16 protein-coding genes and 1 tRNA gene are annotated in these 13,917 nt (G+C 41.5%); 3 read left to right on the forward strand and 14 right to left on the reverse strand.

All coding sequences use genetic code 11. The features are described 5' to 3' along the window. Positions 1–9: 9 nt before the first annotated feature. The 4 genes from CI597_RS18075 to CI597_RS02340 all read right to left on the reverse strand — a co-directional run bounded on the left by CI597_RS18075 (position 10) and on the right by CI597_RS02340 (position 2,025). Positions 10–1,014, reverse strand: coding sequence for a phage baseplate protein (locus CI597_RS18075; RefSeq protein ID WP_024726508.1), 1,005 nt, complete (start codon positions 1,012–1,014; stop codon positions 10–12). 11 nt (positions 1,015–1,025) lie between these two features. Continuing rightward, complete coding sequence (locus tag CI597_RS02330) at positions 1,026–1,436, reverse strand: DUF1492 domain-containing protein (protein WP_235824521.1); 411 nt, start codon at positions 1,434–1,436, stop codon at positions 1,026–1,028. A 17-nt stretch (positions 1,437–1,453) separates the two neighbouring features. After that, on the reverse strand, positions 1,454–1,726 hold the full coding sequence (locus tag CI597_RS02335; RefSeq protein WP_235824522.1) for a hypothetical protein: 273 nt from the start codon (positions 1,724–1,726) through the stop codon (positions 1,454–1,456). Between the two features lie 86 nt (positions 1,727–1,812). Beyond that, positions 1,813–2,025, reverse strand: a complete 213-nt coding sequence (locus tag CI597_RS02340; protein WP_024726505.1) for a hypothetical protein — start codon at positions 2,023–2,025, stop codon at positions 1,813–1,815. 157 nt (positions 2,026–2,182) lie between these two features. Here CI597_RS02340 and CI597_RS02345 point away from each other — a divergent pair, with 157 nt between their 5' ends. Continuing rightward, positions 2,183–2,506, forward strand: a complete 324-nt coding sequence (locus CI597_RS02345; RefSeq protein ID WP_024726504.1) for a helix-turn-helix transcriptional regulator — start codon at positions 2,183–2,185, stop codon at positions 2,504–2,506. A gap of 7 nt (positions 2,507–2,513) precedes the next feature. Further along, entirely contained in the window at positions 2,514–3,233 is a 720-nt protein-coding gene (locus CI597_RS02350; RefSeq protein WP_034548822.1) for an ImmA/IrrE family metallo-endopeptidase, read from the forward strand. Positions 3,234–3,953: 720 nt separating this feature from the next. Here CI597_RS02350 and CI597_RS18080 read toward each other — a convergent pair. The 9 genes from CI597_RS18080 to uvrC all read right to left on the reverse strand — a co-directional run bounded on the left by CI597_RS18080 (position 3,954) and on the right by uvrC (position 11,373). Next, a complete protein-coding gene (locus tag CI597_RS18080; protein WP_186992390.1) occupies positions 3,954–4,427 on the reverse strand; it encodes a hypothetical protein in 474 nt (157 codons plus the stop codon). Between the two features lie 106 nt (positions 4,428–4,533). After that, positions 4,534–4,606: transfer RNA gene (locus CI597_RS02370), tRNA-Thr, on the reverse strand. Between the two features lie 14 nt (positions 4,607–4,620). Continuing rightward, positions 4,621–4,878, reverse strand: coding sequence for an HPr family phosphocarrier protein (locus CI597_RS02375; RefSeq protein WP_024726500.1), 258 nt, complete (start codon positions 4,876–4,878; stop codon positions 4,621–4,623). Further along, a complete protein-coding gene (whiA, locus tag CI597_RS02380) occupies positions 4,875–5,801 on the reverse strand; it encodes a DNA-binding protein WhiA (RefSeq protein ID WP_024726499.1) in 927 nt (308 codons plus the stop codon). The genes CI597_RS02375 and whiA overlap by 4 nt, the downstream gene beginning before the upstream one ends. Positions 5,802–5,804: 3 nt before the next feature. Further along, positions 5,805–6,659: an RNase adapter RapZ gene (gene rapZ, locus CI597_RS02385; RefSeq protein WP_024726498.1), complete on the reverse strand. Its 855-nt coding sequence runs from the start codon at positions 6,657–6,659 to the stop codon at positions 5,805–5,807. A gap of 11 nt (positions 6,660–6,670) precedes the next feature. Next, complete coding sequence (gene murB / locus CI597_RS02390; RefSeq protein ID WP_024726497.1) at positions 6,671–7,579, reverse strand: UDP-N-acetylmuramate dehydrogenase; 909 nt, start codon at positions 7,577–7,579, stop codon at positions 6,671–6,673. 1 nt (position 7,580) lies between these two features. Further along, positions 7,581–8,519, reverse strand: a complete 939-nt coding sequence (locus tag CI597_RS02395; protein ID WP_024726496.1) for an ROK family glucokinase — start codon at positions 8,517–8,519, stop codon at positions 7,581–7,583. A gap of 5 nt (positions 8,520–8,524) precedes the next feature. Then, entirely contained in the window at positions 8,525–9,460 is a 936-nt protein-coding gene (gene hprK / locus CI597_RS02400; protein WP_024726495.1) for an HPr(Ser) kinase/phosphatase, read from the reverse strand. Between the two features lie 29 nt (positions 9,461–9,489). Next, complete coding sequence (uvrC, locus tag CI597_RS02405) at positions 9,490–11,373, reverse strand: excinuclease ABC subunit UvrC (RefSeq protein WP_024726494.1); 1,884 nt, start codon at positions 11,371–11,373, stop codon at positions 9,490–9,492. A 907-nt stretch (positions 11,374–12,280) separates the two neighbouring features. Here uvrC and CI597_RS02410 point away from each other — a divergent pair. Then, the gene (locus CI597_RS02410) at positions 12,281–12,595 is read left to right on the forward strand and encodes an EcsC family protein (RefSeq protein WP_024726493.1); all 315 of its coding nucleotides are present in this window, start codon (positions 12,281–12,283) and stop codon (positions 12,593–12,595) included. 313 nt (positions 12,596–12,908) lie between these two features. Here the strand turns inward: CI597_RS02410 and CI597_RS02415 are convergent, their stop codons facing one another. Continuing rightward, positions 12,909–13,583, reverse strand: coding sequence for a DUF5105 domain-containing protein (locus CI597_RS02415; protein WP_024726492.1), 675 nt, complete (start codon positions 13,581–13,583; stop codon positions 12,909–12,911). Positions 13,584–13,917: the final 334 nt, after the last annotated feature.

Raw genomic sequence — 13,917 nt, forward strand, 5'->3', positions numbered from 1 at the left:
TGGGCAAATCTAGCTTTCCCTTTTCCAGTAATATACCGTTACATATGGCGGTAAATTTAATCCGCTTCCTGTGTTTCCATGATTATGAGGTTGATTTTCTCCGACGGAGTCATGTTTATGGGAAGCATTTACTGTAAAAGTTATCCCTCCCACATCCTTATTGCCTGTGGTCATATCATTTGTCAAAGCCTTTGATGCCCCTGAAATAATTCCGGAGTATTTCCAATCTTTATAACAATACGCCCGAAAAGTACCTGACATATTTCTTTGACCGTGATCATGAGTAGGAAGCTGTCTGGTATTTATTTTACAATCTCCAGTCGAATGTAAATGTGTTTTTGAACCTCCTGGCTTTTCTACATGAATAAAATCGCTGTCATTTTCATTCACTCCCATTAAGGTTTTTCCTTCTGCAAATCTCTTCCAAGTTCCTGGCAAAGATTCATTCGGATTAAATTCTTCTGCAAAAGCAATTACCATTCCAACCGGATACAAATAAGAAAGGATCTGCTGTATATCCGCCTCTAAATTATCTATGGCTGCAGAATGTACATTATATTCTTCAAGGGATACGAATCCGCTTGGATCGATATCAATATCAAACGGAGCAGTATCCGAATTCTTAAAACAAAACTCCCATGTAATCGAAAAACCAGGGCTTTCGTTTACGGCAGGTATAAACCTTCCTCTTTCTGCCTGAGATAAACAATATAAAACTTCATTTCCATCTTGATCTTCTGCATAAAACCCTATCTGCCACAGATCATAACTCTCCTGCAGCTTCGTATTCTCTAAAAGAACAGGAATTGTAATCTGATCATTTTTTATGACAGCGGGACGAAGATTTATTTCCTGCCTGACATCCAGAACCTCTGTCTGGCTCCTCAGATCATAAAGCGGTGCTTGCCCGGCTCCTGCCTTCACCTTTGTAATCTTCAGTCCCTGTCCATCCAATAACTTTGTCTGAAGTTCTATTCCTCTATCCGTTATAACTGTGTTCTTCCATATGTCCATACGTTCCTCCATTATTCTTGTACATTGTGAATAAACTTCTCCTCACAAAATCTCTGATACTTCCTTGACGCAGTCCTCCTGTCCATTCCAAGTTCTTCCCCAATCTCCTGCCATCCAAGATTATTGATGGAACGAAGCCGTATAATAAGCCTGAGTTCCGGGTCTTCAATCTCCTGCAGGAACCGTTCGATCTCTGCCCTTGTGTGCAGAAGTTTTTTAATGGACAGGTCGATCAGCTCCCGGATCTCCTCCATTCGTACCGCATAGTCTGCTGTCTTGTCACTGACACCGGTCCCAAACGGCATCCCCGTCAGCAGCGGTGACTTTATCATACTCTTACATTCCATCCAGCTGAGTTCTTCATTCAGTTTCTCAATTTCCCTGTTCAGATAGTGCATCTGACCCAATTCCTTTTCTGTCAAATCAATCCCTCTTTTCTTTATCTGATGTGTTTCCATCCCATATACATTGCTCCGGACGTCGGCCTGTAAACGGTCACAAGAGGCCTCATCTTATTTACGGCTCTTCCGTTAAAGCGGATCTGCCTGTCTCTGATCTCAGTCGCCGCTCTGCTCCGGTATGCCCCGATCCACTCATTGATTATTCTTATGGAAATTCCATAAAATTCTGATAACTGCTCCTTTGTATAGTGATGCAGCAAAATGCTGATAACTGCGTCAGTTTTTCCCTTTTCAGTCTGAAAGTCAAACATAGTACTCCTCTCTAAATTTTGTCTATTATGCCCATTGCCTTTTCCAAACAAATGTTCTATACTCATTAATATAAAAAGTAAAATTGTTACGGCTTAGACGCTGTATGTACAAACAGATATTCCAGCGGCATCCGGGGGAAATACCTTTTTTTCAGAAGCATTGCTTCTCCGATGGTGAAGCTCCCTGAGCCTTCCAGTTTGTCCAGCACGTCTTCTGTCCGCAGCCTCAATACATGTGCAACTTCTTCATTTGTAATATTTGTTTTTTTTAATTCAGTTTTTAAATTTAAATATGGCAACAGCTCACCTCCTGATATTACTCGTTTGCGTATCTTATATTGATATAATATACGCATATGAGTTATATGTCAAGATAATTATACGCATTTGCATATTTTTTTGTTTACTTCTGGTTTTTGTTATGCTATTCTTTCTATTAGAAAGGCGGTATATTTTATGGGAATTGGAGCAAAGTTGGAGCTGTTACTGCAGGAACATCACATGAATGCCAATGAACTGGCCAAGAAAATCAATGTGGCACCTACGACTATTTATTCGATGATCAAGAGAGACAGCAGAAAGGCAGACATAGAAGTTTTATTAAAGATTTCGAAGGAACTCGGTGTCACCACTGAGTATTTCTGCGACGATGAATTCCTGACCTCTGACAGCAAAAAAGAACCATCATATGAAGATTTGAAAACACTGATCGCAAGAAACGGAAAAGAAATGTCTATTGAGGAAAAATTAGAACTTATAAAGATGTTATCTGAATTATAAAGGACTGGTGGATTTGAATTATCACGATATACTTGTTAAGATACTCGATGTTTACAGAGACTGTGAAGTCCAGTCATTTCCGATTGATTGTTACAGCATTTTAAGGCACTATGGATACCGTATTTTCACCTATCAGAATATGCGGGATATCAATGAACGGCTCTATCAATACTGCAGAAATTATTCGGAAGACGCTTTCCGTTACGGAGCCAATCGGATCATAGCCTATGATGAGAGCAAATCCCCTTTCAGGATTCGGTTCTCCATCATGCACGAACTGGGACATATTATGCTGGGACATTCCAGAGAATGTGCCTGTAACGAACAGCAGGCCAATTTTTTTGCAAGCAATATTCTGGCCCCCAGAATGGTCATTCATTTTGCACAGTGCCGGAATGAGGATGATGTCTCCTCGGTTTTCCAGATCAGCAGAGAGGCCGGGTCCTACGCATTTCAGAATTACAGACTTTGGAAAGAATCCGCAGCAAGAGAAGTAAGTGATGTTGACGAGGCCATGTACCGTCATTTTTATCATGATGATATGGAAGAATTTATTTACAGTATAAAGCCCTGCATGATATGCGGAAAGACAATTTATAATTCATCGGAAGATTTATGCCTCCACTGCAGGATGGAGCATATCAGAAGGCAGCACACCCCGCTATACACATCCAGAAATGACAGAATGCTTCTGCAGATTGAACAGCAGCTGCTTAACAATATATAACAGAACATATTTGACTTGGCAAAAGTCTTACAATAAAAAACTCATATCATATGTCCAACAGCCATGTGATATGAGTTTTTTATTATCTCAATTATTCTTTTTAATGTGCCCCGTTTAATTTCATACAATAGTAAGATGCCATTACTGGCTTCCCATTCTTATAACCGACGATTTTGATTGGTAAAAAAGCAGTATGTTTTTTGGGGTCTTTGTGTTCCGGTATAAACTGTTCTGACCATCCGGGTTTTATGATTCCATCGCAGTTGGACAGTCCGGGCATCTTTCCTGTATAAGGTCTTCCCTTTTACCACTGTTGCCGTGTCATACACTTTGTTTACGAACATTTTCCAAAGGAGGAAGTGCTGATTTTTATTTAGTTCCTGAGCTTAATTCTCTCTGCATCATTATTTATACATTTATAGGTCGCATCTGAAGATATCCAAAATTTTTGAAAATTAGAATTATGTTTTAGTAATTTCTTATGAAAACTATTATCTTTTATTACATCACGCTTAAAGTCTTTATTTGATTTGCTTCCAGTCAACTCCTTAATTTGCCTTATATCACAGCTTCGTATTAATTCATCCTCTAAATTTTTCACTTGTGTAATACACAAAACTTCCTTTACAGTACTTTACAATCTTCTCCTTCGACCAAATAATGATAATATTTATTTTTTCTCTTTTCACTCATTTACTATCCTCTTTTGCATAAAAACTCTTATTTTAAATCAGCTATTTTATAAACATAGTCTACACTTGGCGCTGACGAAAACAAATCATTATCCACTGCATTCCTTAAAGAATCTGTGTTTCGCTTTAAATATTGAGCAGCACTAATACATTTAATTGGTTGAGACTCATCATTTGAATCTTTTCTCAAAAATACAAACGAAAGCTTTGGTAAAGGCAAATCCAGTATATCAGTATTATGCGTTGTAAAAAACAACTGATCGTTACCTTTTGTAACAATCCTATACAGATCATATGTATTGATAATAAAATCCATAGAGAAAGAAGCTTCCAATTTACGATACATTGAAAAAACATTGCAAAGACCGTTTTCGATGCTTCTAAAAAGACAGAACAAAGTGGGCAAGCCCACTTCAACGCCCCAACCCCTCACTCTTTGAGGGGCTTGACAACTTTGCGTGCCTGATGCAATTTGCCGCAGGCAAATAATTTCCTTACGCATCTGTGCACAACCCGCGGAGCGTTTTTATTTCATAGGGAAGGTCGTAGAACTTTCCTATGAAATAAATAAATAGCGCAAACACTGATATCTACAGTGTTTGCGCCAAAGCTGAAAACCGGATTTGAACCGGCGACCCCTTCATTACGAGTGAAGTGCTCTACCAACTGAGCTATTTCAGCATGTCAGGAGCCTTTTATGCTCCTTTTGTCAAATATTCTTCAATTGTTGTGATGGCAGTTTCTTCATCTGCTCCGTCAGCAACAACAGTGATATTGTCTAAATCATCCAACCCAAGACTCATCATACCCATGATACTTTTTCCATTGATCCTTTTGTTGCCTGCCTCGATTAAAATCTTGCTCTCAAACTGGCTGGCCATCTGGACAAGAAAAGCAACCGGACGTTCTTCCTTGTTCTCGGTCACATGAATATCGATACTCTTAGAAATCATAATGATCCTCCCATTCTCATATCTTCAGCGATCTTACTCAGCTTCTTAAGACGATGATTGACCCCTGATTTGCCGACGGGGGGATTCAGCATCTCTCCTAGCTCTTTCAGAGTAGCCTCCGGATGTTCCAATCGCAGATAGGCGATGTCTTGTAGTCCCTGGTTCAGTTCACTAAGCCCTCTATGCTCTTGTAAAAATCGAATATCCTCGGCTTGCTTCACGGCTGCTGACACTGTCTTGTTGATGTTGGCAGTCTCACAGTTTACACGGCGGTTCACCGTGTTCCTCATATCTTTCAAGATACGGACATTTTCGAGGTTCATCAAAGCTATATGTGCTTCCATGATGTTCAGTACATCAACGATCTTGGCACCTTCTTTGATATACACTACATAGTACTTCTTACGAATAACTATTTTAGCATCTAATTCAAAAAAATCAAGCACATCTTGCAATTGTTCCGCAAATTGTTCATGAAGAGTTACAATTTCAAAGTGATAATTCTTCTCCGGATCACTCATGGAACCGGCTGCCAGAAATGCTCCCCGGATATAGGCTCTTTTACAGCACGTGTTCTGCAGGACTAATCCAAAGTTTTTCGGCTCGAAATATTTCACTGCTTTCAATAATAAAACACAATCCTCATGTTTGTCAACAAAAACCGAATAATTTCGACTTCTTTTCAGATATTCGTTGCGTTTTACCTGAAGTTCTCCATGAATACCGAATGTATCTTTCAGCAGCGTAAAAAACCGTTTCGCCACAGATACATTCTCCGTATGGACCTTTACCAGATAGCTTCCCTGCTCTTCGCGGACTTCCCCGCAAAAGTTAAGAATACCGGCAAGCTCTGCGATTTTACAGTGTCTTGCTCCGCTCGTAAGTCTTGCAAGTTCTTCTTTCACTTCACTTGAAAATGACATTTCCTACCTCGTTATATCTCTATGCTCAACTTTCACCGGATATGGCAGCTGTTTTAATTTTTCTGCCAGTGCATTCGTGATGGTGACAGAACGGTGTTTCCCTCCGGTGCAGCCGATCCCTATGACAAGATTATATTTTCCTTCTTTGATGTAGTTGGGAATCAGAAATTTGAGCATATCTTCTAATTTCTCTAAAAATACTCTGGACTCCTCATGCTTCATGACAAACTCCTGGATAGGACCGTCATTGCCGGTCAGAGGACGCAGGGAAAGGTCATAATAAGGATTGGGAAGGAATCTTACGTCAAACACCAGGTCTACATCTGCCGGTATGCCGAATTTGAACCCAAAAGACACTGCTGCCACATTGAAATTAGCATATTCCTCTTCCCGGACAAATATCCTGTCAATTTCAGCCTTCAGCTCCCTTGTGAGAAGCTGGCTGGTATCTATGACATAATCCGCATATTTTTTTAATTCATTCACTGCTTCCCGCTCTTTTTCAATGCCGTCTTCAATCCGGCCGCTGCGTGCCAGGGGATGATTTCTTCTGGTCTCCTTGTAGCGTTTGATCAAAATACGGTTGCTGGCATTGAGAAACAGAATCTCAAATTTGACACCCATATCATGGACTTTTTTTAACTCATCCAAAAATTCATCAATGGATGCTCCGCTCCGGATATCAATGCCGAGAGCGACATTGGATATATTTGCAGTCTTGTCAAGGGTAAGCTCAGCAAATTTGCACAGCAGTCTGGTTGGAAGATTATCCACACAAAAATATCCAATATCTTCCAGCATTTTGAGAGCACTGCTCTTTCCCGCCCCCGACATCCCGGTTACAATTACAAATCTCATACGTAATTCCTCTAAAACTTTCCGACCCGTTTCACTTCCGGTTCCAGGTCCACTCCGAACTTCTCCTTCACTGTTTTCTGAACGTCTTCGATCAGCTGAAGAACATCTTTCGCCGTTGCATTCTCCTGATTTACCACAAATCCGCAGTGTTTATCTGACACACGTGCACCTCCGACCTGATATCCTCTGAGTCCTGCATCATCAATCAATTTCCCTGCAAAATAACCTTCCGGGCGCTTGAAGGTGCTGCCTGCACTCGGCAGTTCCAGAGGCTGTTTCGTCTTTCGGGCCAATGTATACTCATCCATCTGTTTTTTTATTTCAGAAGGGTCTCCCTCCTTCAAAGAAATCGTACCGCCAAGCACCGTGTATCCGCATTTAATGACATTGCTGGTTCGGTATCCAAGTTCCAGTTCATCGGCAGTAAGGGTAAGGATATCTCCTTCTTTCGTGAGTACCGTGGCTTCTTTTAACACCTGGATCATTTCTCCTCCGTAGGCTCCCGCATTCATAGTGATCGCCCCTCCGAATGTTCCGGGTATGCCTCCCGCGAACTCAAATCCCGTGAGATTCTGGTTCAGCGCTTCACTGGCAATGGAACTTAGCAATGCCCCTGCCTGAGCCGTGATCTCGGTCCGGTTTACTGTGATCTCATTCATATTTTTATAAATCTGAAGGACAATGCCGTCGATTCCACGGTCCCCTACCAATAGATTGCTTCCATTTCCTAAAATAAACATGGGAATTCCGTATTTCTTTGCGGTTTTCACTGTCCACTGCACTTCCCCGTAAGTTTCAGGAACGACGTACAGTTCCGCCTCTCCGCCGATGCGGAAGGTCGTATGTTTTTTCATTGGTTCTTTTGTAAGTACCCGTTCAGGTGCGATCTTCTGTCTCAATTCTTCAAGAATCGTACTCATGCTATTCTCCTTTAATCAGCCTTGCAGCGCCGTAAATTCCCGCGTCGTTTCCAAGACTCGCAAGAATAAATTTCCCTTCTTTTACAGCGCCGAAGGTATATGTCCCATAATGCTTTTTAATGGCGTCAAGAAGGATATCTCCCGCCTTTGACACGCCTCCCCCGATGACAAATACGTCAGGGTCTACTGTCAGTGTTATATTTCCGAATGCCATTGCCAGCTTCTCTCCCAGCCGGTCAACCTGTTCCATGGCGAAGGCGTCTCCTTCTTTTGCCAGATCAAAAATATCTTTTGCCGAAAAGCCGTTCAGCCGGCGCAGCGGCGTTTCTATGTCAGATGCCTTCAATGCTTTTTTTGTCTCATAAACAATTCCTGTCGCTGAAGCATACAGTTCCAGACAGCCGGTCTTCCCACAGTTGCATCTGCGTGTCTCCGCCGGGTTTACGGTCATGTGACCAATTTCGCCGCCGTATCCGTGGCTGCCGTTGATAACCTGTCCATCGACGATCATGCCTCCGCCCACGCCTGTTCCCAGAGTAACCATGACCGCACTTCGATAATCTTTTGCGGCTCCTGCCCAGAGTTCTCCCAGTGCCGCCACATTTGCATCGTTGGTAACTTTGACAGGACAGCCCAGCTGCTTTCCTAATGCTTCTGCCACATTGACCTGGCCCCAGCCCAGGTTGACACATTCATTGACCTTTTCAAAAGAAAGTACTGCCCCGGGGACACCCACACCTGCCCCGATCAGCTGTCCGGCTTCTATCCCACGGGATGCGATATTTTCATTCAGCGCCGCTCCGATATCCTCTATGATATGTGCTCCGCCGTCCTCTTTTCTGGTGGGAATTTCCCACTTTTCTATAAGGCTTCCGTCCTCCTGAAACAGTCCCAGTTTTACGGTGGTGCCTCCTACATCGACTCCATAAATGTAATTCATACTGCTTATTCCTCCAATTTCCCGGTCACTCTTTTGTATAATTCTTCCGCGGCATTATATCCCATCTTCTTCTGGCGGTGATTAATGGCCGCAGCCTCAACGATGATGGCCAGATTTCTTCCCGGACGGATCGGCAGCGCATGTGCCACTACCTTATTCCCCAGGTATTCTATATAATTTTCATCCAGTCCAAGCCTGTCATAATCTGTTTCTTTGTTCCAGTCTTCCAGCTGAATGACAAGATCAATGCTCTGGGTCATCTTGACACTCTCCACACCGAACAGATTCTTCACATCAATGATGCCGATACCCCGCAGTTCAATAAAGAACCGGGTCACAGCAGGGGATGAGCCGATCAGGGTATCTTTGCTCACACGCTTGATCTCCACCACATCATCTGATACGAGACGATGTCCTCTCTTTAACAGCTCAAGGGCAGCTTCGCTCTTTCCGATACCACTCTCTCCTGTGATCAGAATACCTTCACCGAAAACGTCCACCAAAACTCCATGAATGGAAATCCTCGGAGCCAGTTCCACACTGAGCCAGCGGATCACTTCCGCAGTAAATTCTGAGGTGGAATCCTTGCTGATAAAAACAGGGACTCCATATTTTCTTCCGAAATTAATGATCTTTTCACACGGTTCTTTTCCCCGGCAGAATACCAGGCACGGGATCTGGGCACTAAAAAGGCGGTCCAGGATCTGGTCGCAGTTATCTTCCTTCTCCAAGATATTGTTGATGTATATATATTCCACATTTCCGATGATCTGCACCCTGGATGATGAGAAATGGTCAAAAAAGCCTGCCAGCTGCAATGCCGGACGGTTTACTTCTGCCTGTGTAATATAAATGTCATTGGTGTTGATGTCCGGGATCACTGGGATCAACTCCAGCTTTTTTGCCAGTTCTGCCACCGATACCTTGTATTCTTCGCTCATAATGAATCCTCCTTGTCCGATTGTTATTCTTAGTTTATCACATTTTCTTCCTGAGACAAATGGAAAAACGAATAGATTTCTTTTGCCGCTTTCCGAGTCATACCCGGCACCTGCATGATCTCATCTTCCGTAGCATCTTTGATGTTTTGTATCTGTTTGAAATGTTTCATCAGCTCTTTTCTGCGCTTTGGACCGACGCCTTTGATATCATCAAGCACAGAACTGACTTGTCCTTTTGCTCTCAGTGACCGGTGATACTCAATGGCAAACCGGTGGGCTTCATCCTGAATCCTGGTCACAAGCAGAAAAGCTTCACTTCGTTTTGGAAAGTAGATTTCATCATTATTATAATACAATCCACGAGTTCTATGATTGTCATCTTTCACCATACCGCACACAGGGATTTCCAGATTCAGATCCTTTAAAACCCTCTCCGCAACATTGACTTGTCCTTTTCCTCCGTCCATCAGCAGCAGGTCCGGAAACTTCGTAAAACTGCCAAATTCCAGGTCCTGATTTTTCTCTTTCAACTCCTCGATCTCCCGCTGTCCGTGTAACAGTCTTCTTGTAAGGACTTCTTCCATACTCTTGTAATCATCCGGGCCGTCCACAGACTTCAGGCGGAACTTTCTATAATCCCGCTTTCTGGCTTTACCATCCTCAAACACGACCATGGATGCCACCGTCTGAAATCCGCTGATATTGGAAATATCAAAAGCCTCCATCCTGTGTAGTCCCTTAATCCCCAGAAGCTGCTCAATTTCCTTAACCGCCCCGATTGTGCGCTGTTCTTCCCGTTTCAGCTTTTCCTTATCCCTGTTCAGGACATTCCGTGCATTTTCTTTCGCCAGTTCCACCAGACGGTGTTTTTCACCTCGTACCGGGATCCTGATATGGACACGTCCTCCCCGTTTCTTGGACAGCCATTCTTCTACGATTTCTATGTCATCCATACCACATTCCAGGAAAATCTCCCCTGGAAGATATGGTGTCCCCGCATAAAACTGCTTTACAAATGCACTCATGAGCTCCTGATCCGAAGTTTCCTCGTCCTGGGTCATATGAAAATACTCTCTTCCCAAAAGCTTTCCGTCCCGAATGAAAAAGACAGAAACTACTGCATCTGTTTTTTCTTTTGCAAAGGCAATGATATCCCTGTTTTCAAATCCATGGCTGTTGATCTTCTGACGGTCTGCGATCTTTGCAATGCTTTTCAGCAGATTCCTGTACTCTGCGGCCGATTCAAATTCCAGCTCGGCAGCCGCCTGGTTCATCTTTTCGGTGAGCATTTCGGATACATCTTTATAATTTCCGTTTAAAAAGCTCAGTACTTTCTCAATAGATTTTTGGTAATCTTCCCTAGAAATATATCCCTGACACGGCCCTTCACACTGCTTGATCTGATAGTACAGGCAAGGACGGTCTTTTCCGATATCCTTTGGAAGTTTCCTGCTGCATGTCCTAATCTTAAAAAGCTTCCTCAGCAGCTCAATGATATCCTTTACTGCCCCCGCACTTGTATATGGCCCGAAGTATTTACACTTGTCCTGCTTCATCTTTCTGGCCAGCATGATCCGGGGATATTCTTCATTGGTGGTAACTTTGATGTACGGATAATTCTTGTCATCCTTCAGCATGGTGTTGTATTTGGGCCGGTGCTCCTTGATCAGGTTGCACTCCAGCACCAGTGCTTCCAGTTCTGAATCTGTAATAATATACTCAAAATATGCAATATGAGATACCATATGCTGGATCTTTGTGGTCAAATTTCTGCTGCCCTGGAAATACTGTCTCACACGGTTGCAGAGTTTGATCGCCTTACCTACATATATGATCTCATCTTTGTCATTATGCATGATATAAACCCCGGGCTTTGCCGGAAGTTTTTTTAATTCTTCCTGTATGTTAAACATCCTGGCTCTCCTCCATCATCCCAACATGTGTGTACCATGATATCATACTCTAAAGAAACAGAAAAGAACAAAGTAGACCAGCCCCCATCATAACACCCATAGGGCTTTTTTATTCTTTCGGAAGCTGCGACGACTATCAAAAGCTAGGACTCAAGCAGACCTATGGAATAAAAAATAGTATTAGTTTCTGTGCTATTAAAAAGTCATGAACTTTGAAATTTGCTTTCGCTTTCTTATCTGTTACATAGCGGATTTAAGATTAATTGATATGGATTTATTGTATTCTGCGAGCTATACTTAATATCAAACAGATTGGCATTAATGGCTATTTCTGAATGATGATTGTCGATACAAGTAATACCTATTGATACACTCGCGAAATTTACAAGCTGTGTTATAAAATACAACACACTAAACTTATTGAACCCAGCAAACTTGCAAAGTTAGGTACAAAGGCAGGACAACTTGTACCCGAGAAAATTAAGAAATGGGGAATTGATATTAGCCTTAATATATCGGAGAAAAAATTATATTCTCAAATGATGAATGTAATCGGAAGTGGATTTAAGACTATTGAGGAACAGGCGGCTAAATTTTCTATTAATGAGAAGCAGATCATCACTAAGGTAAACCAAAACTCTGGTTTTGAAATACAAAAATTAGCCTTTTAACATTGTTTTAAGCACTTTTCTGTATTTCAGAGCAGTACAATCAATAGCAATGTTCTATGGATATGATGTAAAAAACGATAGTACTTAATTAGTAATAGCAAGTGAAGTATTTACAAACGCATTAAGTCCAAGTACAAGCGATGCCAACAATGAAGCAACGAATATTATTGGTAAGATTATGTTGATGAGTCAAGCTGCCGTTGTGAAGCAAACAGCGAAAAAAAACATGGACGGATATGGCAGCTCGTGGTGGAATACCATTATTGTTGGCACAAATGAGAGCGCTAGCACATAAATCCGCACAAAAGGCACTTCAAAATGTAGGGGCAAAGGGATTGGAAAACAACATTTTCAAAGAAGCCTTTGAGCAAATTGGCCGAAAACTGACATTAAAAGCGATAGGAAAAGCAGTGCCGATTGCTTCCGCAGTTACGGGTGCATTGATTGATACAGCACAAATGAAAAAAGTGCTTGAGTATGCCGATATATTCTATCAGAAAAGGTTTATTGTGGAAAAAGAAAGTCGTATTTCAAATTTAATAGGTGAATAAGAAATTTTAACAGAAATGGATAATCTAAGTAAAAGCATTTCTCCTTGAAATGTTACACAGTTAAAGAGCATTTTTGCGAAAAAGGTATCAGCGCCAATTCAATAAAAATAACCCCGCAATGTCAAATGCGGGGTTACCTATTTAATGAAAAGAGAGGATTAATATATATGAAAAACTATAGTCTAAGTATATCAGAATCCTCCCCGGAAACAATGGATAGAAAATAAACAATTCTAAACAAAGTATAAAATGACCTGAAGAAAGTCTTAGGATTACTAATAATTTCTGACACAGCAGCAGTTTACTGTAGAACTTACTGGGTAATCAGAATCTTAACTATCTGTGTCCCAAATGTGTAACTGTTTTCAGGCATCCATCTTTTGACTTCTTTCTTATTTTGCTTCACTGTTTTTAATTTCATGGTTAAAATGACTTCTTTCATTTCTTCTGTAGGCTTTATTTCTTTAATCAGTTCCGCCATTTTGGAAAGAATGTAGGAGCCTAACTGTTCTTTCTTTTTGATTTTTCCTGATTTTATAGCATTCTGCATATCTTTCATAAGCTCAGACTGTATTTTTGCAAGGTTAATACTCTGTGTTTTCAGAATGACTGTTGCTGTTCCTTCCTCTTCGTCCTTTTCATCTGTTTTCACTTCATATTTAAGCTTTGCTAACGCATGGAGTATTGAATCAATAACTTTATCCGCGTCCTCAGATTTAAACATGCCTCCGGCATAATTTGCAGATGTCATGAAAGAAGACTTCATACTTGTCTTATAGCTCTTTAATGCCTTTTTTGCGTCTGCTTCCGTAATACCATATTTTACAAGTTCCTCTGTATTACCTCTGGTATACAAAAGATAATATGCTTCTGCAAGCTTGTGCGGCTCCGGAATTTCCTCTTTCTTCTTGCATCCGGCCAAAGCCAGAGAAATGATTAAAACAAGGCTTAGTAATACCGCCAATTTTTTCTTCATCTGCTTTTTCATAACCTGTTCTCCTCGTATAATATCTTTTAGATACATTAAATGTACCTTGATAACTGAATAAAAATTGTTCAATAGGCTTAGTAAAGCCATGGTATAATTGTTCCCTAGTGTCAATCAGGTAATAGTTCTGTTTTCTCCTGTTGAACCAAAAATGGTTGCTTCAAAGATAGTCTGTTCCCCTGACATGGAAGTTAGCTTCAAACCAGCTGGCTGTTTGTCTGAGTACATGGACTGCCATTTAGCAGTGTGGTTCGCATCAGCCCATCTCAGACCGGATTCTTATATGCGAGGGTGTTGATGCTCCGTGATCATGGGTTTTACCAAGCCGATTGAA

Source organism: Anaerostipes hominis (ex Lee et al. 2021), assembly GCF_002270485.1.
In the GTDB taxonomy this organism is placed as follows: domain Bacteria; phylum Bacillota; class Clostridia; order Lachnospirales; family Lachnospiraceae; genus Anaerostipes; species Anaerostipes hominis.

Coding starts and splice junctions, on each gene's coding strand:
- CI597_RS18075 (WP_024726508.1), bottom strand. CDS start 1,014: ATGGACATATGGAAGAACACAGTTATAACGGATAGAGGAATAGAACTT.
- CI597_RS02335 (WP_235824522.1), bottom strand. CDS start 1,726: ATGTTTGACTTTCAGACTGAAAAGGGAAAAACTGACGCAGTTATCAGC.
- CI597_RS02345 (WP_024726504.1), top strand. CDS start 2,183: ATGGGAATTGGAGCAAAGTTGGAGCTGTTACTGCAGGAACATCACATG.
- CI597_RS18080 (WP_186992390.1), bottom strand. CDS start 4,427: ATGCGTAAGGAAATTATTTGCCTGCGGCAAATTGCATCAGGCACGCAA.
- CI597_RS02375 (WP_024726500.1), bottom strand. CDS start 4,878: ATGATTTCTAAGAGTATCGATATTCATGTGACCGAGAACAAGGAAGAA.
- whiA (WP_024726499.1), bottom strand. CDS start 5,801: ATGTCATTTTCAAGTGAAGTGAAAGAAGAACTTGCAAGACTTACGAGC.
- rapZ (WP_024726498.1), bottom strand. CDS start 6,659: ATGAGATTTGTAATTGTAACCGGGATGTCGGGGGCGGGAAAGAGCAGT.
- murB (WP_024726497.1), bottom strand. CDS start 7,579: ATGAGTACGATTCTTGAAGAATTGAGACAGAAGATCGCACCTGAACGG.
- CI597_RS02395 (WP_024726496.1), bottom strand. CDS start 8,519: ATGAATTACATTTATGGAGTCGATGTAGGAGGCACCACCGTAAAACTG.
- hprK (WP_024726495.1), bottom strand. CDS start 9,460: ATGAGCGAAGAATACAAGGTATCGGTGGCAGAACTGGCAAAAAAGCTG.
- uvrC (WP_024726494.1), bottom strand. CDS start 11,373: ATGTTTAACATACAGGAAGAATTAAAAAAACTTCCGGCAAAGCCCGGG.
- CI597_RS02410 (WP_024726493.1), top strand. CDS start 12,281: ATGGCAGCTCGTGGTGGAATACCATTATTGTTGGCACAAATGAGAGCG.
- CI597_RS02415 (WP_024726492.1), bottom strand. CDS start 13,583: ATGAAAAAGCAGATGAAGAAAAAATTGGCGGTATTACTAAGCCTTGTT.